The sequence below is a fragment of the Tatumella ptyseos genome, assembly GCF_030552895.1.
Lineage (GTDB): Bacteria > Pseudomonadota > Gammaproteobacteria > Enterobacterales > Enterobacteriaceae > Rosenbergiella > Rosenbergiella ptyseos_A.
On record NZ_CP130649.1, the window covers coordinates 2793514 to 2813550 of the forward strand.

Sequence of the window (20037 nt, forward strand, 5' to 3'; positions counted from 1 at the left end):
CCTCTTATTTACAACGATGTTAACAGAAAGCGTAGGGAGCTATGGTTTGCGCCCAGTCGCTACAATGTACACTTCACGAGAACGTGAACGCGAAGCGTCTGGCTTACGAACTTTAACCTTCGTAAATAAGGAGCGGATTTCGCGTAGGTAATCATCAAAACCATCTCCCTGGAACACCTTTACTACAAAACTGCCACCTGGTGCCAACACATCGCGACACATTTCAAGTGCAAGTTCTACAAGATACATCGCACGAGGAATATCTACCGCGGGAGTGCCGCTCATATTTGGTGCCATATCTGACATTACTACCTGCACCTTACCGTCACCGACACGATCGAGCAACGCTTTTAGTACAGCTTCTTCTCGGAAATCACCTTGAAGAAAGTCTACACCAACAATTGGATCCATTGGCAAGATATCACATGCGATAATTCGACCGCTTGCACCTATCTGATCGACCACATATTGTGACCAACCACCGGGCGCGGCCCCTAAATCTACAACCGTCATACCTGGTTTAAAGAGACGATCACCTTGTTGGATCTCATCCAGTTTAAACCATGCTCGCGAACGTAGACCTTTCTTTTGTGCTTGTTGCACATATTTATCGCTAAAGTGTTCCTGTAACCAGCGACTTGAGCTGGCTGAACGCTTCTTTCCCGTCATACTTTTTCCAACATTTTTGTATCGCAGCGATAAATCATTACGCAAAATGCTGCGTTGATTTGGCGATATACTAGAGATGGCGGTACAATGACCTGTTTTCAATCCCTGAGTAAGTAAATAATACGATGAATCTAAGTACTAAACAAAAACAGCACCTGAAAGGTCTCGCTCATCCATTGAAGCCCGTCGTGATGTTAGGCAACAATGGTTTAACCGAAGGCGTTCTCGCTGAACTTGACCAAGCTCTAGAACACCATGAGCTAATCAAAGTGAAAATCGCGACTGAAGACCGTGAAACCAAAGCGTTGATCGTGGCAGCAATTGTTCGTGAAACCTCAGCGGCGGAAGTTCAGGTTATCGGTAAGACGCTGGTGCTTTACCGTCCTTCTAAAGAAAAGAAAATTTCTTTGCCGCGTTAATTCTGGAAGAAAATATCATTATTTCACCTCCAGTTAAAAGGCTGTTTTACAGCCTTTTTCTTACCTAAAGATATATTAGCACGGTTAATCCGGTTTGCGGGACCGAAATGCTGAAAAGCCTCGTCGCAACGCGATATATCTTCGCCGTCTAGGGGTTAAAGGTACTCAACCTTAATAACTTCATATTCCACATCACCCCCTGGCGTTTTTACGACAGTCACATCATCCACTTCTTTACCGATCAATCCTCGTGCCATCGGCGAATTAACCGAAATCAGATTTTGCTTAAAGTCAGCTTCGTCATCGCCCACTATCCGATAAGTCGCTTCTTCTTCCGAATGGGTATTATATACGGTTACTGTCGCACCAAAAATAACGCGGCCTGTTGCAGCCATTTTCGTCACGTCAATAATTTGTGCATTCGATAATTTTGCTTCAATTTCTTGAATACGGCCTTCACAAAAACCTTGCTCTTCACGCGCAGCATGGTATTCCGCATTTTCCTTTAAGTCCCCGTGCTCTCTCGCTTCGGCGATAGAGGCAATAATACGAGGGCGCTTAACATTTTTAAGCTCATTAAGCTCTTCACGCAGTTGCTCTGCACCGCGAAGGGTCATAGGAATCTGGCTCATCTTATACTCCTCATTAATCTGTTATTCAGTCAATCATCCTGATTCGATGCCAGCTTAACCGATTAAGCTGCACCTAAATTTGAAACAAAACAATCCCGCCTCAGATAGTTTGCTATCCAAGACGAGTGAATTTTCAGTTTGATACATATTTTACCCGAGAGTTCCTCCCGGATCATCGTTTACTTTGCCCCTCAAGGGGACGTAGTATTGCGGGCTCCACTGTTAACGACGCCGAGATTATGCGACTTTCAAGATTGATTACAGCACTTACCCTTGGGGTAACGCTACAAGCCTCTGCAACGCCTGTCGAGGATTATACCCAATACCTTCCTGATGGTACCAATCTCGCGTTCATGGCGCAAAGGGTAGGCGATACAACACCGATTGTCGATTATCACGGAAAACAAATGGCACTGCCTGCGAGTACAATGAAAGTGTTCACTGCACTGGCTGCCTTACTTGAACTTGGCAAAGATTTTCGTTTCCAGACCACCTTTGAAAGTAAGCAAAAAATAGCCGGTAATACTTTGCAAGGGGACCTCGTTGCTCGTTTTGGTGGTGACCCGACATTTACGCGGCAAGACTTACGAAATATGGTCGCGCAACTCAAACAAAAGGGCGTTACGCATATCCAGGGTAACTTAGTCATCGATACCTCGGTTTTCGCGAGCCACGATATGGCTCCCGGCTGGCCATGGAATGATTTAACGCAATGCTTTAGCGCGCCTCCCGCAGCCGCGATTATCGATAAAAACTGTTTCTCTATTTCGCTTTATAGCGCGAAAACACCGGGAGAAAATGCTTTTATCCGTATCGCCTCTTACTATCCAGCCCATATGTATAGTGAGGTAAAAACCTTAGGCCCTAATTCAGGTGAAGCGCAATATTGCGAACTTGATGTCAATCCAGGGGAACTAAATCGCTATACCCTAACGGGATGTCTGCGTCAGCGTAATGATCCACTGCCCCTAGCTTTCGCCGTACAGGATGGCGCTGCTTGGGCGGGGGAAATTTTACGCGATGAGTTACGCAAGGCGGATATCGACTATAGTGGCCATTTGGTCCGACAAACGCAACCTGGTGAACCCGGTACCGTACTCGCCATTGAACAATCGGCCCCGCTTCATAGCCTGTTACATACCATGCTGAAAAAATCAGACAATATGATTGCCGACACGGTTTTCCGAACAATCGGCCATCACTACTTTAACGTACCTGGTACCTTTCGAGCAGGCTCGGATGCGGTGCGCCGTATCCTTCGTGAGAAAGCCGGCGTAGATATGGGAAACACTATCCAAGTCGATGGTTCAGGGTTATCGCGACACGATTTAGTGGCGCCGGATACCATGATGCAAGCTCTACAATTTATTGCGAAGAATGACAGTAGCCTCGACTTTATTAGCATGCTTCCTTTAGCCGGTTACGATGGCACCTTGCAATATCGAGGCGGGTTGCATGAAGCTGGAGTCGATGGAAAACTTTCAGCGAAGACCGGTTCACTACAGGGAGTCTATAACTTGGCGGGCTTCTTGACGACGTCGCGCGGAACACGTATTGCCTTCGTACAATACCTTTCAGGCTATGCAGTACCCCCTGAAGATCAGCGCACGCGCCGCGTTCCCCTCGTTCGGTTTGAAAGCCGGCTATACAGTGATTTGTATCGAAATTATTAGCCATAAAAAACCCGCTTACGCGGGTTTTTTATTAGAAGTGAGTATTAAGACTCATGTAGAAAGTTCGGCCTGACTCGTTGTAAGTGTTAGCACCGGCTCCATATAAGGCACTATATTCACCCTTAGGATTAATCGTCTGAGTGGTTTGTGCATTACCCTCGCGGAAGTGACGTTTATCAAAGAGGTTATCGATCCCTGCCGTCACACTGACATTCTTGGTAGCATCCCATGTCGCGCTTGCACCAAAGATGCTGTATGGACTGACTTCACGGGTATCAGGATAACTGACTTTATCCCCTTGGTAGTTACGGCTCTTCGGTTTCTGTTTGCCGTACCAAGTCCATGTTGCTTGTACCGACAGGTCCTGACGAATCTGCCACTCGACATTGGAATTCAAGGTAAATTGTGGAATTACAGAAAGACGATCATGGTTCGTCTTATCCTTACTTTGCAGCATCCACGTCATATTGTTATTCCAAGTAACGGTATCGGTGACTGGGACATTAAAGGTTCCCTCTAGTCCTTCAACAACCGCACGCGGTACATTTTCCCATTGGAAAACACGGGTACCACTGCTGTTGGTTGAGGTAACATCGTTACCCGATTCAATTTTATTATGGTAGTCATTACGGAAATAAGTCAGGCCAGCTTGGAGTCCAGCAAGATCTTTATACTCTAGGCCGATCTCTTTGTTGACACTGGTCTCTGCTTTCAGGTCGCGATTCCCCTGCAAATAGCAGCCCGAGCTCGAGCTGCCGTAACACCCTTGTCCTTTGCTATAGAGAATATAGTTGGGGTTGGTTTGATACAGATTAGGCGCTTTGTAGGCACGGGCGATCCCCATCTTCAACGTCCACTCATTGGTGAGCTGCTGAGTTAAGTTAAGTGATGGGCTCCAGTTAGTGCCGACAATAGAGTGGTGATCAAAGCGGATGGCCGGCGTTAAAACCGTTGAATCCGTAATATCCATATTGTCTTCAGCAAACATTGAGAAGATCTGCGCTTGCGAATACGGTGAGCGCGTACTCGTTCCGACACCACTAATCGCTCCGCCAGTGTTGCTCCCAGTAAGCGCTTGGCCGGTCGAGGTACCATCTTTCATCTTCTGCTGGTTCCACTCAGTCCCCAAAGTGAGGTTCTGATCTACCCAAGCAGTAAAGGGAATACTGACTTCGCTATGCAGCAGCACATCACTTAAATCGATATCAGAAAATCCAGCATTATCATTAAACCTTCCTTCTCCCCCGCCTGCCAACCCCTCGGTAATCCTTGAGTTACGGGTTCTTTCATATTGCGCATAGGTATTGGTGCTAACACCGTTGTCCCAAACACCAGTCCAGGTTAAGGCATAATCTTGGCGATAAATACGGTTAGTTTCGTCACCATATTTACTTTTTACATAATCTGTCGTATTGGTGTTCTGCGTATCACCCGCATAAATATTTCCTTGGCGGCTGGTCCCGGCTTCGAATTCTAGGTGCTGATTAGGCGCAAATTCCCAGTTCAGTTTACCATGAAGGTCTTTATCTCGTACCCCTTCTCTTCCAGCAGGAAAACTTCCTTTGTAAAGTGGGCCTACACGCGGTGCTGAATGGCTTTGGTTGATATCATAAGCATCTGCCTGAGTCTTATCGATATTTCCCCAAATACTTAAGGTTAGACTATCGGTTGCTGGGCCCATCAAGCTGAAGTTTGTTCGTTTGGTCGAGCCTTCAGATTTGTGTTGCGGAACGTTGTAATACGCGTTCCAAGAGCCATGCCACTCCTTATTCGCTTGCTTGGTGATGATGTTGACCACCCCACCCATTGCCCCGCTACCGTAGCGCGCCGCAGCAGGTCCACGGATGACTTCAATATGATCAATCATTTCTGGTGGTACCCAGTTGGTATCACCCCGTGAATCTCGCTCGCCCCGCCATCCATAACGCACGGAGTTTTTACTACTAACTGGACGGCCATCGATCAAGATCAAGGTATTTTCTGGTCCCATGCCCCGAATATCAATTTGACGGTTATTCCCCCGCTGCCCGCTGGTCGAGTTACCTGTCAAATTCACCCCAGGCTGCGTACGAATAATTTCCGATACATCGCGAGCAGGGGGGTGTTTTCGTATTGCCTCGGATGAGATCGTCGAAACACCAGGCGCTTGAAGCGTTTGCTGACGTGCCGTTACGACGATGGAGTTATGCGAGGCTTCTTTGGTAGATAATGCTTCGTCACCAGAGGTTTGTGTTGGGGTTTCATCCGTCGCTGAGGTATTGACAGTAGTATCCGTTGAAGCCGCTGAAACCGGCGTGCAATAAAGAAAAAGCGAGCTACCTAGCTCAAGACAAATTGCAGCAGAAAGAAATGATAATTTTTTCATTTGTTATAATCCCAGTTCCCTAGGTCTGTGCTGTGTGTGTGTTTAGTAAGGAGCCTTTACGTAACCGGTCATATTCTGTCATTAAAAGCGCAATAAATGACAAACAACGTAAAGAGAGATTGCAATCTATTGCAGATGAAAATAATTATCAATACTATTATCAATAAATCTCGCTTCTCAACGCTATTCGCAGGTAGCGGCTATAAAAGATAATTTTGCACATGCTTATTCCTGAATGGTTTACCTCTGATACCGGTACCGAGCTGTGGTGGCAAGCACAGCAACAACAAGGTTTACCGCGCCTTGAACCCATTGATGCGCAACAGTGCCGGGTGACCTTTCTTTGGCGTCAACCAGTGACAACAACTAACGAGCAGCCCATACAAGCGGTGTGGCTTAATATTACCGGAATCACTGACCACCATCAGCCGAATCCACCGGTATCCCTAGTCCGATATCTCGATACCGATGTCTGGCATCTTAGCCTCACCTTGCCCTCTCGCTGGCGAGGAAGCTACTGCTTAATTCCTGATTCAAATAACGATGTAGGGTTACAAAACCAAGATATTTTCCAGCGTCGTGAATGGTGGCGGGAACAATTCCAGCATGCCCAGCACGATAGACTCAACAGGTTACGCTCTTGGTCCGCCGGCCGAGGCATGTCTGTCTCTCCCCTACACCTTCCGGATGCACCCTTGCAAGCCGAGTGGCAAGCATGGGATCGAGGAGAAGACAGCTCTATCCCCCTTAAGGTCATTACTTGGAAGAGTCATCGATTGGGGAATGAACGTCGGGTCTGGTGCTACGGTACGGCGAAGGACGAAACAGTAAATTACCAGCATTTAGCCTTATTACTTGATGGCCAATTCTGGGCAAACACTCTCCCCATTGCCAGCCCACTGCAACAATTAACGGATAAGGGCAAGCTCCCCGTAGCCCTCTACATCATGCCTGAAATCATTGATCGTGAGCATCGCGGGCGTGAATATCCCTGTAATGCCGAGTTTTGGCAGGCTATTAATGAGGAGTTACTCCCGTTAATTAAACAGGTGTTTAACTGGCAACAGGCCCCTGACCGAACCTTAGTAACAGGGCAAAGCTTTGGTGGGCTTGCCTCAGTCTATGCTTGCCTCAATTGGCCAGAACTTTACGGTAAAGCGCTCAGCCTTTCTGGTTCATTCTGGTGGCCAAATCGGGGCCAAGCTGCGGGTTACTTGATTCAACAATTACAGCAACAAACTCCCTCTATTGCCCCTCGTCACATTTTGCTAGAAGCCGGTTGTCGCGAAACCTTAATTTGCGAGGCCAATCGTGAAATGGATAAGTGGTTAAGTCATTACCACATCCCACATTCATTACGTTATGTCGAAGGTGGACACGATGCTCTCTGGTGGCGGGGAAGCTTATTAGATGGATTACAAGCGTTATGGCAGGAAGAATAATATGATGAATATCGAAGATAGTGTCGCACAACAGCCTCATACCACTGAGTGTAATAAAGCCCCATCTCCAGTGAAGACGCGCCGTTTACCACTCGTTGCGGCGCAGCCTGGTATATGGATCGCCGACCAGCTTTCCCCTTTTAATAATGCTTTTGCCGTTGCACATGCCATCTCGCTCCCGGGCAGGCTCAACCTTGAAATGATGCAGCAAGCTATTCAGCAAGGTTTAGCTGAAGCCGATACCGTCAATTTCCACTTTGATGAGCACGAAGGCGAAGCTTTCCAATATTTGGATGCCAATAATACCATTGAGGTGGAGTCGATTGACCTACGAGAAGATCCTCAAGCCTTAGCTGCGGCACAGGCTTTGATGGAAGCCGATCTTCAGAGTCCCTTACGCATCACCGATAAAAGCGCCAAGGTTAGACAAGTTCTCATGCGTGTCAGCCACGAGGAATGGATATGGTATCAACGTTATCATCATCTGATGGTAGACGGATTTAGCTTTGTTGCACTGACTAAGCGAATTAGCGAAATCTATGCCCATTTACGCTACCAGCAACCCTTAGTAGACTCGCCATTTACTGCTTTCGATGAAGTCGTAGAAGAATATCTTACTTATCAACATAGCGCGACTTACCAGAAAGATAAGCATTATTGGCTGGAAAAAGTGACGCAACTGCCTGACCCGCTAAGCCTTGCACAAGCACCTTTGAACGGCGAGACGGCTAGCCCGCAGGTCATACGTCACGCGATACATTTTTCTGCTCAGCAGCTTACTTCCCTACACCAGCACCTCGCCGAAGCTGGCCTAACGCCTGTTGATACGGCGGTAACCATAGTCAACACGTGGCTCGCACATCTGACGGGCCAGCAACCGTTCAGTGCAGGTTTTATTTTTATGCGTCGGATGGGATCGGCAGCGCTCAGCGCCGTGGGTCCGGTTATCAATGTATTACCCATGAGTGTTGACTACCAGCCTAGCGATACCTTCGCCGAGTTTGCGGAGCGACTAAGCAAAGAAGTGAAGAAAAACCGACGTCATCAACGTTACGATGCGGAGCAAATTAGCCGTGACTTAGGCTTGGCGGGAGATAATGCCCCCCTATTCGGGCCTGTACTGAACGTTAAACTTTTTGATTATCAATTAGTCTTTGAAGGCCAAAATACTCCTACTACACATCTCGCCTCAGGGCCGGTTCGTGACATTGAAATAGCCCTAATCCTCGATAACCAAGGTGCTCTAACCTTAGAGTTCTTAGCCAACAGCAACCGCTATGATCAACAAGCGCTATTAACCCATATTCAACGCCTGCCACTGATTATTGAGCAGCTCACCGCACAGCCAGCGTTAGCGCTATCAGAATTAACGCTTCTTAGTGAGCAAGAGCGTCAGCAACTTTCAGCAGTTAATGCGACAGAAATTGTCCTGCAAGACGACACACTATGGTCAATGATTGCGACACAATGCCAACGCACGCCAAATAATGTCGCACTTGCTGACACACAGACTGCGTTATCCTACGCAGAGATGGAACAACAAGTTATCGCTTTGGCGGCCGCACTGCAGGAGCACGGGGTAGAATCTGGCGACATAGTCGCGGTTGCGTTACCTCGTTCTATTTATCTATCACTCGCTCTTCAAGCCATCGTTAGACTTGGTGCGATTTGGCTACCGCTAGACACTGGCTATCCCGATGATCGTTTAGCCATCATGCTGGAAGATTCGACCCCGCGTCTCGTGATCACTGAGCAGGTCTTAAGTCATCGCTTTGCCCAAATTAGTGACACACCACACTATTACTATCACTCTTTGTTCGATGATATTCCCTTATTCTCGGCCCCCCTTCCTGTCTCCACACAAGGGGCGTACTTAATTTATACCTCGGGCTCAACAGGTAAACCGAAAGGTGTTTTAGTTAGCCATCAAGCCATTGCAAATCGCTTAAAATGGATGCAAAACCACTATCCGCTGAACTATCAAGATGTTGTGATTCAGAAAACCCCAAGTAGTTTTGATGTGTCAGTATGGGAGTTTTTCTGGCCATTAATGACTGGGGCGAAATTGTTTATGTCTCCCCCCGACTGCCACCGCGATCCTGAATGGCTACAACAAATCATGGTTGAACAGCAGGTAAGCGTGACCCACTTCGTGCCGTCAATGTTAGCTGCATTCTTAGATAGCCTCACTGAAACCACATCCGCTTCGTTACGCCAGCGATTACGCCTAGTATTCTGTAGTGGTGAAGCCCTGCCCACCGCACTGGCACGACAATGGGAACAGAACGTCGCAATTCCTTGCCATAATTTATATGGCCCCACTGAAGCGGCCGTTGACGTGAGCTGGTTCCCAGCATTTGGCCCGGATCTCGCCGCAGTGGAAGGTCATAGTGTCCCAATCGGCTGGCCGGTGTGGAATACTCAGCTTCATATTCTCGACAGCCAGCTTAAGCCTGTTCCCTATGGGGTCGCAGGTGAGTTGTGGCTGGGAGGGGTACAATTGGCAGAGGGCTATTTAGGCCGACCAGAACTGACCGCTGAGCGTTTTATTGCCGCACCATGGGATGCGACGCAACGTTTATATCGCAGTGGTGATGTGGCACGCCGTCTCGCTAACGGTGAAATTGAGTATTTGGGGCGCAACGATGACCAACTCAAAATCCGTGGTCAGCGCATTGAACTGTCGGAGATTGATGCCGTTCTACTTTCGTTATCCGGAATTAAGCAAGCCGCTTCCGTTGCCGTGAGTTTACATCAACAATCGTCTAGCCTCGCTGATGACCGACAACTGGTGAGCTATGTTGTCACTGAAACACCTCAAGCCACCGACCTCATTCGTCAGCAATTGGCTGAACGGCTGCCGGCACATATGGTGCCCGTGATCATCGTTCCCGTAGAAGCATTCCCGCTCAGTAGCAACGGTAAATTAGACCGTAAAGCCTTACCTGTTCCAAAACTTGACGATCACCACTCCGCACGTGAACCCCAAGGCGTAGTAGAAGTTCAGTTAGCCACATTATTTGCCAATCTACTACAGTTACCGCGGGTCGGCGCCAATCAGGACTTTTTTGCATTAGGTGGTCACTCGCTCTTAGCGATGCGCCTAGCGGCGCAAATCCGTAAGCAAATGGCTTATCCGCTCACCGTGGGTCACATCATGGTTAATTCAACGGTTGAAAAACTCGCACAGATTATCCAACAGAGCCCTGAACACGCTGACAGTGGATTACAGACGTTATTACCTTTACGCCAAACACAGGGACCTCGACTCTATTGCTTCCACCCAGCGTCCGGATTCGCTTGGCAATTTAGCGTATTACAACGGTATCTTGATCCGACATGGTCGATTATTGGTATCCAATCCCCAGATGAGCAAGGTGCTTTAGCCGAGGCACAACATATTGATGATGTCTGCGAACGACATCTTGCGACGCTTTTGGCCGATCAGCCCACTGGACCCTATTATTTTATCGGCTATTCGCTAGGTGGGACTTTAGCTCAGGGCATCGCCTCGCGGCTGGAAGCTCGGGGAGAAGAGGTGGCATTTTTAGGCTTACTCGATACCTGGCCACCCGAAACCCAGAATTGGGATGAGAAGCAGGGAAAAAATGTCTTGGATGACCAAGTTATTGAAGAAGTGAATCGTGAACGTGAGCAGTTTGTTCAAAGCCAACGGCAGCAAGCGGGCGAAGAACTTTCTCATCTCTTTGATCAAGTTGAAGCCAATTACGGCCATTCCGTACGGCTATTGACGACGGCTCGCAGTAGTAAAACACAAGGACGAGCGACCCTCTTTTCCGCCTTGAAAACACAGCAGCCTACTTTGAACGCGCAACAGGCTTGGGCGCCTTTTATCCAAAACCTGGATATTGTCCCCATCAACTGCGCCCATGTGGAGATCATCTCACCCGCGATGTTTGAAATTATCGGTCCCGAGATTAATCACCGCTTAACGCGATTACGCTCTTAATGGTTGAGGGGGCAATGCCCCCTCACTTTCCGACTGGCACGATCATTGGCGTACCGGCAATCGGATCGGGAATGATCACCGCCTTTAATCCATAGACCTGTTCAATCAACTCTGCGGTGATAATCTCACTTGGCCTGCCTTCTGCAATAATCGCCCCTGCACGCATCGCAATCAGATGGCTGGCATAGCGACAAGCCTGGTTTAACTCATGCAGTACTACCACTAATGTTCGGCCATGGCGCTGATTAAGTTCGCGCAAAAGCTCCATTAGCTCAATTTGATGCGTGATATCTAGCCAGGTCGTCGGTTCATCAAGGAGTAAGAGCGGGGTTTGTTGCGCTAATACCATGGCTATCCAGACACGCTGCCTCTGTCCACCAGAAAGCTGCTCAACCGGACGATCCGACAAGTGTTCGATATTGGTCGCCGCCATGGCTTCCGCCACGGCTTGGCTATCTTCGGTGCGCCATCCGCCGAACAGTGACTGATGGGGATAACGTCCACGCCCCACTAAGTCAGCAACGGTAATCCCTGTCGGAGTGAGACTATTTTGGGGAAGCAAACCGAGTTGCCGGGCAACCTCTTTTGCTGGGGACTGGTGGATGACTTTTCCATCGAGAATCACTTGGCCTACTACCGGTTTTATCACTCGACTAAGTGCTTTCAATAACGTCGATTTACCACAGGCATTAGGTCCGATAATGACGGTGAATTCGCCATCGGGAATAGTCACCGATAATTGCTCTGCGACCGTTTTGTTATCATAAGCCAATGTCAGGTCACTGGCTGCAAGACGGGAAGAAGATACACTCATGTACGTCTGGCCTCTCTAACCAAAAGTGACAATAGATAAATACCACCCACACTGACGGTAATCACGCCTACCGGGAGTTGATAGGGCAAGAAAGCATGTTGAGCCAGATAATCGGCGGCGAGTAATAACAGACTGCCACATAATGCTGTATTCCATAACACGCCCGAAGGACTCTTAGCCAAGCGCCGTGCAATTTGTGGGGCTACTAGCGCGACAAAGGATACCGGACCAATAACAGCGGTAGGCACAGCCGTCAGTAATGTGGCGAGAAATAGAAGTCCTAACCGAGTTCGCTCAGTGCGTATACCTAGTGCACAGGCTAACTCATCACCCATTTCCATCAGTCGCATCCGTTTCGCTAGCATCGCGACACCAAGTAGGGCAACCACTACCGCCGGAAAAACCATGGAGACACTTTGCCAATTGACACCATTTAACGACCCGGCACTCCATAATCCGGCACTCATTGCGGTACTTAAGGAGGTTGACGTCATTACCCAACCGTTAAATGACATCAGTAATGCACGGATTCCAATACCTATCAAAATCAATCGGTAAGGGGTAATACCTTGCCGCCAAGCCAGTAGATAGATAGCGGCCCCGGTTAAGGCGGCACTCACTAGCGAGGCCAGTGTCATGGCAAAGAGGTTACTGGGCCACAGCAGCATAACGACAAGAACCCCCGAAAAGGCTCCTGCATTGAGGCCTAATACATCGGGACTACCCAGTGGATTGCGTAAAATGGATTGGAAAATTACACCACTTATGCCAAGCGCTGCACCACAGACTAACGCAATCAGTACACGCGGTAGCCGCCATTCGACGACGACTAACCGTAAGCCTGCAGGGCCGTTACCGATTAGGATTTGCCATAGTTCGTGGAGCGATAGCGGAAGTGCCCCGCGACACAATGCGCATAGCATCACTAATCCGACAGCGATCAATAACAAGCAGAATATCAATAGTGGCCGCTTTTTCATTACATACCACGCCCTATCCGATGACGAACAAGAATAATTAAGGCTGGGGCGCCAATCAGCGCGGTAATAATTGATACTCGGATTTCTCCTGGGGCAATACTACGACCAATAATGTCAGCGAGGAGTAAAACGGCCGGAGTAATCAGAACCGTGCCGGGTAAAAAATAACGATGGTCGCTACCCAATACGCCACGTGCAAGATGTGGCGCAACCAGCCCAATAAAAGCAATTGGCCCGGTCAGAGCCGTTGCGCAGGCGGATAACAAGGCGATAAGCAATAACCCAATCAACTGTACTAGCCCGACACGCGTCCCTAAGGTCCTAGCGAGATCCTCTCCCATACTGAGGGCGTTTAATGAACGACTGAGTGCCAAAGTACAGAGCACCGCAATCGCTACCACAGGGCCCAGTAACGTAAAAATAGTGAGTTGTCGCACATCTAATGAGCCGGTTTGCCAGAAGCGCAGATGGTCATAGATATCGGGATTTAATAGGGACACTCCACTGGTTAACCCTTCTAAAATAGCCGCTAACGATACGCCGGCTAACGTCAGTCGAATCGGGTTCAATCGGCCACCTCGCCCTGCACCCGTTATCGCCACGATAATGGCTGCCAGAAGAGCCCCTAAGAAGGCGAACGAAAAGCTTTGCCAGAAAGAGAGTGTTCCCCAGAAGCTCAATCCCACCACAGTAACAAAACTAGCGCCGGAGTTAACGCCCAATAGACCAGGATCAGCCAGTGGATTACGTGTGAGAGATTGCATTAAAGCACCAGCTAGCCCTAACGCACCTCCTGCCACTAAGCCAGCAAGGGTTCGGGGTAACCGTGAATACCGAATGATATCGCAATTCTCACTGTGGCACGTATGCCACAGTGAGAGGCTTGACCAACTTTCTGAGGGGGAAATTGTTTTGGCTCCAGTCAGTAAACTCGCCATCACTAAACCCACTAAGACAATAAGTAATCCGAAGAATAATCCAAAGGGTTTGCACCTCGGAAAAAATTGAACGTTTTTCACCTTAATGCGCAAAAAGTTTTTCTAATATCGCTAGAGTATGTGTCGCACTGTAATAATCTAAACGGAAATTGTCGTTACCCAGAGGGTAGACATGACCTTGCTGAACAGCAGGCGCTTGTTGTAAAAAACGATCACTATTAACCTGTTTAACCGTCTCACCATCTGCCACGAACATTAACCAGCTCTTACCACTCAGTCCTTCACTCATTTTTTCACCTGAAAGCTGAATAATATCTTTACGCTGTCCCATACTATGGCTCGTCGCTAACTGGCTTGGGGTTGGCGCTAGCGTAAACCCTAATTGTTGCAGGAGTTTTCCTTGAGCGGAGTCAGCTGTCCAGAGATTCACTTCTTTGCCTCCCCCATTCCAAACAAAAGCGGAGACAGGCTGAGGAGGTAGTTTTAAGGTAGGTTTTAATGCAGCGACACGCTGGTCAAAGTGTTGAATTAAGGTTTTCGCTTGGGCTTCATGGCCGGTCGCTTGGCCCAAGACGTTAACTATTTGCTGCCAGCTTTTATTGTCGTAATTCACGACAATTACCGGTGCAATACTTGAAAGTTGATTCACTAGCCGCAATGCACTGTCGTGCCCTGTTGCGCTGACCACAATGAGATCGGGAGCCTGTGCAGCCACCATTTCGGCATTTGCCTCACCAATATATAAGCGCTGTACATGCTTTTGCTTCGCCACGGCACCCCATTGGCTAAAAAATCCTTGGCTATCGGTGAAGCGGCTATTGGGTACCCCGGCACCGCTAGCAATCACTGGCGCATCAATGGCGAGTAACGATCCGGTCAACGTAACACTGGTCGAAACGATTCTTTTGGGCGCGCTTTTCAATGTCACCGTACCATTATCCGTCACAATTTGCCTTGGCCAACCCGCAGCTTGACTTAGCCCTGCTAAAGGTAATAACACACTGATTAAGAAAATATTTAGCAGTCTTGAGCGTCGGATCATCATGGCTTTCCTTTATGAGCATCTAGTGCGTAATCCTAAGGTCTTACTAAGAAGTTAACCTTAAGCTGGCTTCATCAGTTGACAGGTAAGGGAGTTAAGCGTAGCTTACCGCCAAAATTCAAATGATAATCATTATTAATTATCTTATCATTTAATGGTGCTATTATGGTCGAAATCACTACCGTTGAAAATATTTTACACCGTAAAATTCAACAACAGAGCGCATTAAACGAACGTTTTCTGTTTACCTCTCCAGAAACTAGCCTACTCACAGATGGTTGCTTTAAACGTATCACTCAACCTCTCATTGATAGTGAGGGAAGCCAAGAAATCTTCCAACACAGGCTTAAGGAACAATTTCGTCTAGCACGCGCTGCAGGGATTAACGATCCATTAGTCGTGGGGGCTATACCCTTCGATGCTCATCAACCTACGGCACTCTTTATTCCCCAGGAGATTACCCGCACTACTCGCCGTCAATTGGCGGAAGAACTGAAGCCTTACCAACAGCAGCCTTTAGCATCAATCACGCAACAACAAGCCTATCCTGATCAGCCACACTTTATGAAGATGGTGAGCGATGCCGTTGCGGCGATGAACCGTGGTGAGCTAGATAAAGTCGTCCTTTCTCGGCTGCTAAAATTAGCGACTGACAATAGTATTGATAGTACGACATTGATGAGTCGTATTATGGCGCAAAACCCTGATAACTATCATTTCCATGTTCCGCTTGAAAATAATGAAGTGCTACTCGGCGCTAGCCCTGAGCTCCTTCTACGTAAGCTAAAGAGTCAATTTAGCTCACGCCCCTTGGCGGGATCAGCAAAACGTCAGGCTGACAGTAATGAAGATCACCGCGTAGGACAGACTCTGCTCGCGTCGGAGAAAGACCGCCATGAGCACCAGTTAGTGGTGGATGCGATGGCGAAAGTTTTAGCCCCAGTTGCCGAACAATTACAGGTACCGCAAGTTCCAGAATTAGTCACCACTTCGCAACTGTGGCACCTCGCCACGACAGTACAAGGCGTTACGCCCAACGCTGAAGAAAATTCATTAGCGCTGGCGGGCTTATTGCACCCGACTCCTGCCTTAAGCGGTTACCCACATCAGTTAGCTTGCCGTCTTATCCAACAGTTAGAACCATTCCCAAGAGAACTTTTTGGTGGCATGGTAGGCTGGTGCGATGACGAAGGAAATGGCGAGTGGGTAGTGACTATTCGTTGTGCCCAGTTAAGCCCACAGCAGGTGACCCTCTTTGCTGGCGCTGGTATCGTTCCCGCTTCCGATCCGCTTTCCGAGTGGCAAGAGACCGGTACCAAGCTCAGCACCATGCTAAAAGCCTTTGGTTTACATTAATTTTAGGTAATGACTCATGAGTATTTCTTTTACGCCTTGGCCCGCAGAGCTGGCAGCACGCTATCGTGAAAAAGGCTATTGGCTTGACATGCCGCTGACTGATATCAGCGATCGCCACCGTAACAGTGACCGTCCAGCAATTATCGATCCGCATCAAACCCTCAGCTATCGTCAGCTGACACAATACAGTGACCAGCTCGCGGCACAGTTACAACATCGCGGTATTCGTACTGGTGATACGGCCCTAGTTCAACTAGGAAATTGCTGTGAATTCTATATTGTCTTTTTTGCCCTGTTAAAGTTGGGTGTCGCTCCCGTCAATGCACTTTTCAGCCACCAGCGCAGTGAATTAAGCGCTTATGCAAAACAGATCAAGCCACGCTTATTAATCGCCGATAGGCAACATTCAGTATTTACCGACAACCGCTTCGTTGATGAGCTCAGTGCGGAGCATCCAGAGCTACAACATCAAATTTGGTACAACGCTTTTGACGCGGAAAGTAACTTAGTATCGCTCTACTCGCAGGAAACGGAATCTTTCACGTCGACACCGACTGCCGCGGATGAGGTTGCCTTTTTCCAATTGTCAGGGGGAAGTACAGGAACGCCAAAACTGATCCCTCGTACTCATAACGATTATTATTACAGCATTATAGGTAGCGTCGATATTTGCCAATTTACTGAGCAAACGCGTTATTTATGTGCGCTCCCTATCGCCCATAATTACCCCATGAGCTCACCGGGTATTCTTGGCGTACTATATAGTGGCGGGCTTAGCGTGTTGGCACCCGATCCAAGTCCTACTACCTGCTTTAGTTTAATCGCCGAGCACCTTATCAATGTCACGGCATTAGTACCGCCTGCAGTGAGTCTCTGGTTACAATCAATACAAGAGTGGAACTGCGCGCATCAGCTCGCTTCACTGCGCTTACTGCAAGTTGGCGGCGCCAAGCTGAGCGAGAGTTTAGCCGCACGAATTCCTACTGAAATCGGCTGCCAATTACAGCAAGTCTTTGGGATGGCTGAAGGATTAGTAAACTATACGCGCCTTGATGACACCCTACAGACTATCCTTACCACTCAAGGCTGTCCTATCTCACCCGACGATGAAGTCTGGGTGGCAGATGAAACAGGCCAACCTCTTCCGGTGAATACCACCGGCCGCTTAATGACGCGTGGCCCTTATACCTTCCGTGGGTATTACAATAGTCCTGAACATAATGCAGCATGCTTCGATCAACAGGGTTTTTATTGCTCCGGCGATCTGATTTCGATTGATGAAAGTGGCTATATTACCGTTCAAGGCCGTGAAAAAGATCAGATCAACCGTGGTGGCGAAAAAATTGCCGCTGAAGAGATTGAGAACCTTTTACAACGCCATCCAGACATTATCCACGCTGCACTCGTATCGATGAGCGATGAGTTACTAGGCGAGAAAAGTTGCGCCTATGTGGTGGCAAAACAAGCGGTAAAAGCCGTGCAGTTACGTCGTCATCTCCGTGACCAAGGAATAGCGGAATTTAAGTTGCCCGATCGATTTGTTTTCAGCGATGCACTACCGCTTACTCCGGTCGGTAAAGTAGATAAAAAGTTATTGCGTCAGCAACTCATCGAAGAAAGTAAGAAAGACGCTTAATCCCCCTATTTATAATGTAGTGATTTTGGAGTTGTAATGAGTATCCCTAAATTAACGGCCTATGCATTACCTACCGCCGATGAGTTACCGAATAACAAAGTAAACTGGACCTTCGAACCACAACGTGCCGCGTTATTGATTCACGATATGCAAAACTACTTCCTTAACTTTTGGGGAGAAAATAGTGAATTTGTCGAGACTGTCGTCGGTCATATTGCAGCATTACGTCAACAATGTAAGGCGTTGGGAATTCCAGTGTTTTATACCGCTCAACCGAACGAGCAAAGTGATGAAGACCGCGCGCTACTGAACGATATGTGGGGCCCCGGATTAAACCGTCATCCTGAACAACAAAAAGTCACTCCAGCCTTAGCACCGGATGAACAAGATATCGTACTCACTAAGTGGCGTTATAGTGCTTTTCAGCGCTCAGATTTTGAACAGCAACTTAAGGCAATGGGGCGCGACCAGTTGATCATTACTGGGGTATATGCCCATATTGGCTGCTTAACCACCGCAACCGATGCGTTTATGCGGGATATCAAACCCTTTATGGTTGCAGATGCTTTAGCCGATTTCAGTCGAGAAGAACATCTCATGGCGCTCACCTACACTGCGGGTCGCAGTGGCAAAGTGGTTATGACAGATGATCTATTATTACTCCCTGCTTCGAAGCAAGCGTTACGCGATGCCATCTTACCGTTACTTGAAGATGATGACATTCCTGAGGATGACGAAAACCTAATTGATTATGGATTGGACTCGGTACGGATGATGGCACTGGCCTCACGCTGGCGTCAGGCTATTCCTAGCATGGACTTTGTTACCCTGGCGAAAACCCCAACCTTCGATGCTTGGTGGACACTACTTTCTGGGGATAAGTAACTGATTATGACTATGGATTTTCGCGATAAATATGTCTGGGTAACCGGCGCAGGTCAAGGGATAGGTTACGACACAGCCTGCGCCTTCCATCAAGCTGGGGCCGTGGTGATCGGCTTTGATCAACAGTTTGCTGGCGATCATTATCCTTTCCGCTGTGTTGTCATGGATGTGGCCGATCCACAACAGGTCGCTGAAGTCTGCCAAGCGGAATTAGCGCAGCAACCCCGTCTTGATGTGTTAGTCAATGCTGCCGGTATCTTGCGTATCGGAACAACCGACGCATTACGTTTTGAGGATTGGCAAGCATGCTTAAACGTCAATGCTGGTGGAGCATTTAACCTCTTTTCGCAGACTCTTCCGCGATTTCGTGAACAAGGTTTTGGGTCGATTGTCACCGTCGCCTCAAATTCCGCTCATGCCCCACGCCTTGGTATGTCTGCATATGGAGCATCGAAGGCGGCATTACGTAGTCTCTGCCAAACAGTTGGCTTAGAAATGGCACCCTATGGCGTGCGTTGTAATATCGTTTCACCAGGTTCAACAGATACCGCCATGCAACGGAGCTTATGGCACACTCCTGAGGCTGAGCAGGAAATGATTAATGGCTTCCCTGATCAGTTTAAGCTTGGTATCCCTTTGAAAAAGATCGCTAAACCGCGTGAGATCACTAATGCGATCCTATTTCTTGCCTCAGATCTGGCGAGTCATATCGTATTACAGGATATCGTCATCGACGGCGGTGCAACGTTAGGCGCCTAGCGAATGCAGACAATTTGGAAAAAAAATATCGATCTTAGCGCCCTCAATGCTATGGGGGAAAACAGTCTGATCGAGCACCTCGGGATAGTCTTTACTGCTATACATCCCACTCATCTCGAAGCGGAAATGCCCGTTGATAGTCGTACTTGTCAACCTTTCGGCTTACTGCATGGTGGTGCGAGTGTGGTATTAGCTGAGTCGATGGGATCGATGGCTGGTTGGCTGACCTGCCGCGAGGAGCAAAATGTGGTTGGTATTGAGGTGAATGCTAGCCATCATCGTGCTGTCGCAAGTGGTAACGTTACAGCGGTATGCCAGCCCCTACATCTGGGTGGTCAGATACAAGTCTGGCAAATCGAGATTAAAAATCCGCGGGGCAAGCTCTGTTGTAGCGCTCGACTAACCGTAACGATATTGGGATAAAGAAAAAAGGGGCAACACTTGGTTGCCCCTTATT

At 48.3% G+C, this 20037-nt stretch carries 16 protein-coding genes; 9 read left to right on the forward strand and 7 right to left on the reverse strand.

From position 1 onward, the window contains the following. Positions 1-39: 39 nt before the first annotated feature. Positions 40-669, reverse strand: coding sequence for a 23S rRNA (uridine(2552)-2'-O)-methyltransferase RlmE (gene rlmE / locus QJR74_RS13230; RefSeq protein ID WP_304372266.1), 630 nt, complete (start codon positions 667-669; stop codon positions 40-42). A 125-nt stretch (positions 670-794) separates the two neighbouring features. Between rlmE and yhbY the strand changes: the two genes are divergently transcribed. Further along, entirely contained in the window at positions 795-1088 is a 294-nt protein-coding gene (yhbY, locus tag QJR74_RS13235; protein ID WP_062812063.1) for a ribosome assembly RNA-binding protein YhbY, read from the forward strand. A 155-nt stretch (positions 1089-1243) separates the two neighbouring features. On the opposite strand, the gene greA is transcribed toward yhbY, so the two are convergent. Continuing rightward, positions 1244-1720, reverse strand: coding sequence for a transcription elongation factor GreA (greA, locus tag QJR74_RS13240; RefSeq protein WP_048911392.1), 477 nt, complete (start codon positions 1718-1720; stop codon positions 1244-1246). Positions 1721-1959: 239 nt separating this feature from the next. On the opposite strand from greA, the gene dacB reads away from it, so the two are divergent. Then, positions 1960-3393, forward strand: coding sequence for a serine-type D-Ala-D-Ala carboxypeptidase (gene dacB / locus QJR74_RS13245; protein WP_304372267.1), 1434 nt, complete (start codon positions 1960-1962; stop codon positions 3391-3393). Positions 3394-3424: 31 nt separating this feature from the next. Here the strand turns inward: dacB and QJR74_RS13250 are convergent, their stop codons facing one another. Further along, positions 3425-5758: a TonB-dependent siderophore receptor gene (locus QJR74_RS13250; protein WP_304372268.1), complete on the reverse strand. Its 2334-nt coding sequence runs from the start codon at positions 5756-5758 to the stop codon at positions 3425-3427. Positions 5759-5979: 221 nt separating this feature from the next. On the opposite strand from QJR74_RS13250, the gene fes reads away from it, so the two are divergent. Both fes and QJR74_RS13260 read left to right on the forward strand, forming a co-directional pair. Continuing rightward, positions 5980-7200: an enterochelin esterase gene (fes, locus tag QJR74_RS13255; RefSeq protein WP_304372269.1), complete on the forward strand. Its 1221-nt coding sequence runs from the start codon at positions 5980-5982 to the stop codon at positions 7198-7200. Positions 7201-7204: 4 nt separating this feature from the next. Continuing rightward, the gene (locus QJR74_RS13260; RefSeq protein WP_441007659.1) at positions 7205-11170 is read left to right on the forward strand and encodes an amino acid adenylation domain-containing protein; all 3966 of its coding nucleotides are present in this window, start codon (positions 7205-7207) and stop codon (positions 11168-11170) included. A gap of 22 nt (positions 11171-11192) precedes the next feature. On the opposite strand, the gene QJR74_RS13265 is transcribed toward QJR74_RS13260, so the two are convergent. The 4 genes from QJR74_RS13265 to fepB all read right to left on the reverse strand — a co-directional run bounded on the left by QJR74_RS13265 (position 11193) and on the right by fepB (position 14947). Beyond that, entirely contained in the window at positions 11193-11984 is a 792-nt protein-coding gene (locus QJR74_RS13265; protein ID WP_304372271.1) for an ABC transporter ATP-binding protein, read from the reverse strand. Continuing rightward, positions 11981-12964 carry a FecCD family ABC transporter permease gene (locus QJR74_RS13270; RefSeq protein ID WP_304372272.1) on the reverse strand — a complete coding sequence of 328 codons (984 nt, stop codon included), beginning with the start codon at positions 12962-12964 and terminating at the stop codon, positions 11981-11983. Before QJR74_RS13270 ends, QJR74_RS13265 begins: the two co-directional genes overlap by 4 nt. Then, the gene (locus QJR74_RS13275) at positions 12964-13902 is read right to left on the reverse strand and encodes an iron chelate uptake ABC transporter family permease subunit (protein ID WP_304372273.1); all 939 of its coding nucleotides are present in this window, start codon (positions 13900-13902) and stop codon (positions 12964-12966) included. Before QJR74_RS13275 ends, QJR74_RS13270 begins: the two co-directional genes overlap by 1 nt. 82 nt (positions 13903-13984) lie before the next feature. Next, positions 13985-14947: a Fe2+-enterobactin ABC transporter substrate-binding protein gene (gene fepB / locus QJR74_RS13280; protein ID WP_441007615.1), complete on the reverse strand. Its 963-nt coding sequence runs from the start codon at positions 14945-14947 to the stop codon at positions 13985-13987. Between the two features lie 162 nt (positions 14948-15109). Here fepB and QJR74_RS13285 point away from each other — a divergent pair, with 162 nt between their 5' ends. The 5 genes from QJR74_RS13285 to QJR74_RS13305 are packed head-to-tail and all read left to right on the forward strand — an operon-like array spanning position 15110 to position 20003. After that, positions 15110-16300 (forward strand): isochorismate synthase, encoded by a 1191-nt coding sequence (locus tag QJR74_RS13285; protein ID WP_304372274.1) that lies wholly within the window; start codon positions 15110-15112, stop codon positions 16298-16300. Positions 16301-16316: 16 nt separating this feature from the next. After that, positions 16317-17936: a (2,3-dihydroxybenzoyl)adenylate synthase gene (locus QJR74_RS13290; RefSeq protein ID WP_304372275.1), complete on the forward strand. Its 1620-nt coding sequence runs from the start codon at positions 16317-16319 to the stop codon at positions 17934-17936. Positions 17937-17972: 36 nt separating this feature from the next. Then, on the forward strand, positions 17973-18821 hold the full coding sequence (locus QJR74_RS13295; RefSeq protein WP_304372276.1) for an isochorismatase family protein: 849 nt from the start codon (positions 17973-17975) through the stop codon (positions 18819-18821). Positions 18822-18827: 6 nt separating this feature from the next. After that, complete coding sequence (gene dhbA / locus QJR74_RS13300) at positions 18828-19580, forward strand: 2,3-dihydro-2,3-dihydroxybenzoate dehydrogenase (RefSeq protein WP_441007616.1); 753 nt, start codon at positions 18828-18830, stop codon at positions 19578-19580. A gap of 3 nt (positions 19581-19583) precedes the next feature. Further along, on the forward strand, positions 19584-20003 hold the full coding sequence (locus tag QJR74_RS13305) for a hotdog fold thioesterase (protein WP_304372277.1): 420 nt from the start codon (positions 19584-19586) through the stop codon (positions 20001-20003). The last annotated feature ends 34 nt before the right edge of the window (positions 20004-20037 follow it).

Coding starts and splice junctions, on each gene's coding strand:
- QJR74_RS13260 (WP_441007659.1), top strand. CDS start 7,205: ATGAATATCGAAGATAGTGTCGCACAACAGCCTCATACCACTGAGTGT.
- dacB (WP_304372267.1), top strand. CDS start 1,960: ATGCGACTTTCAAGATTGATTACAGCACTTACCCTTGGGGTAACGCTA.
- QJR74_RS13270 (WP_304372272.1), bottom strand. CDS start 12,964: ATGAAAAAGCGGCCACTATTGATATTCTGCTTGTTATTGATCGCTGTC.
- QJR74_RS13285 (WP_304372274.1), top strand. CDS start 15,110: ATGGTCGAAATCACTACCGTTGAAAATATTTTACACCGTAAAATTCAA.
- QJR74_RS13295 (WP_304372276.1), top strand. CDS start 17,973: ATGAGTATCCCTAAATTAACGGCCTATGCATTACCTACCGCCGATGAG.
- QJR74_RS13275 (WP_304372273.1), bottom strand. CDS start 13,902: ATGGCGAGTTTACTGACTGGAGCCAAAACAATTTCCCCCTCAGAAAGT.
- QJR74_RS13290 (WP_304372275.1), top strand. CDS start 16,317: ATGAGTATTTCTTTTACGCCTTGGCCCGCAGAGCTGGCAGCACGCTAT.
- fes (WP_304372269.1), top strand. CDS start 5,980: ATGCTTATTCCTGAATGGTTTACCTCTGATACCGGTACCGAGCTGTGG.
- QJR74_RS13305 (WP_304372277.1), top strand. CDS start 19,584: ATGCAGACAATTTGGAAAAAAAATATCGATCTTAGCGCCCTCAATGCT.
- QJR74_RS13265 (WP_304372271.1), bottom strand. CDS start 11,984: ATGAGTGTATCTTCTTCCCGTCTTGCAGCCAGTGACCTGACATTGGCT.
- rlmE (WP_304372266.1), bottom strand. CDS start 669: ATGACGGGAAAGAAGCGTTCAGCCAGCTCAAGTCGCTGGTTACAGGAA.
- fepB (WP_441007615.1), bottom strand. CDS start 14,947: ATGATGATCCGACGCTCAAGACTGCTAAATATTTTCTTAATCAGTGTG.
- greA (WP_048911392.1), bottom strand. CDS start 1,720: ATGAGCCAGATTCCTATGACCCTTCGCGGTGCAGAGCAACTGCGTGAA.
- dhbA (WP_441007616.1), top strand. CDS start 18,828: ATGACTATGGATTTTCGCGATAAATATGTCTGGGTAACCGGCGCAGGT.
- yhbY (WP_062812063.1), top strand. CDS start 795: ATGAATCTAAGTACTAAACAAAAACAGCACCTGAAAGGTCTCGCTCAT.
- QJR74_RS13250 (WP_304372268.1), bottom strand. CDS start 5,758: ATGAAAAAATTATCATTTCTTTCTGCTGCAATTTGTCTTGAGCTAGGT.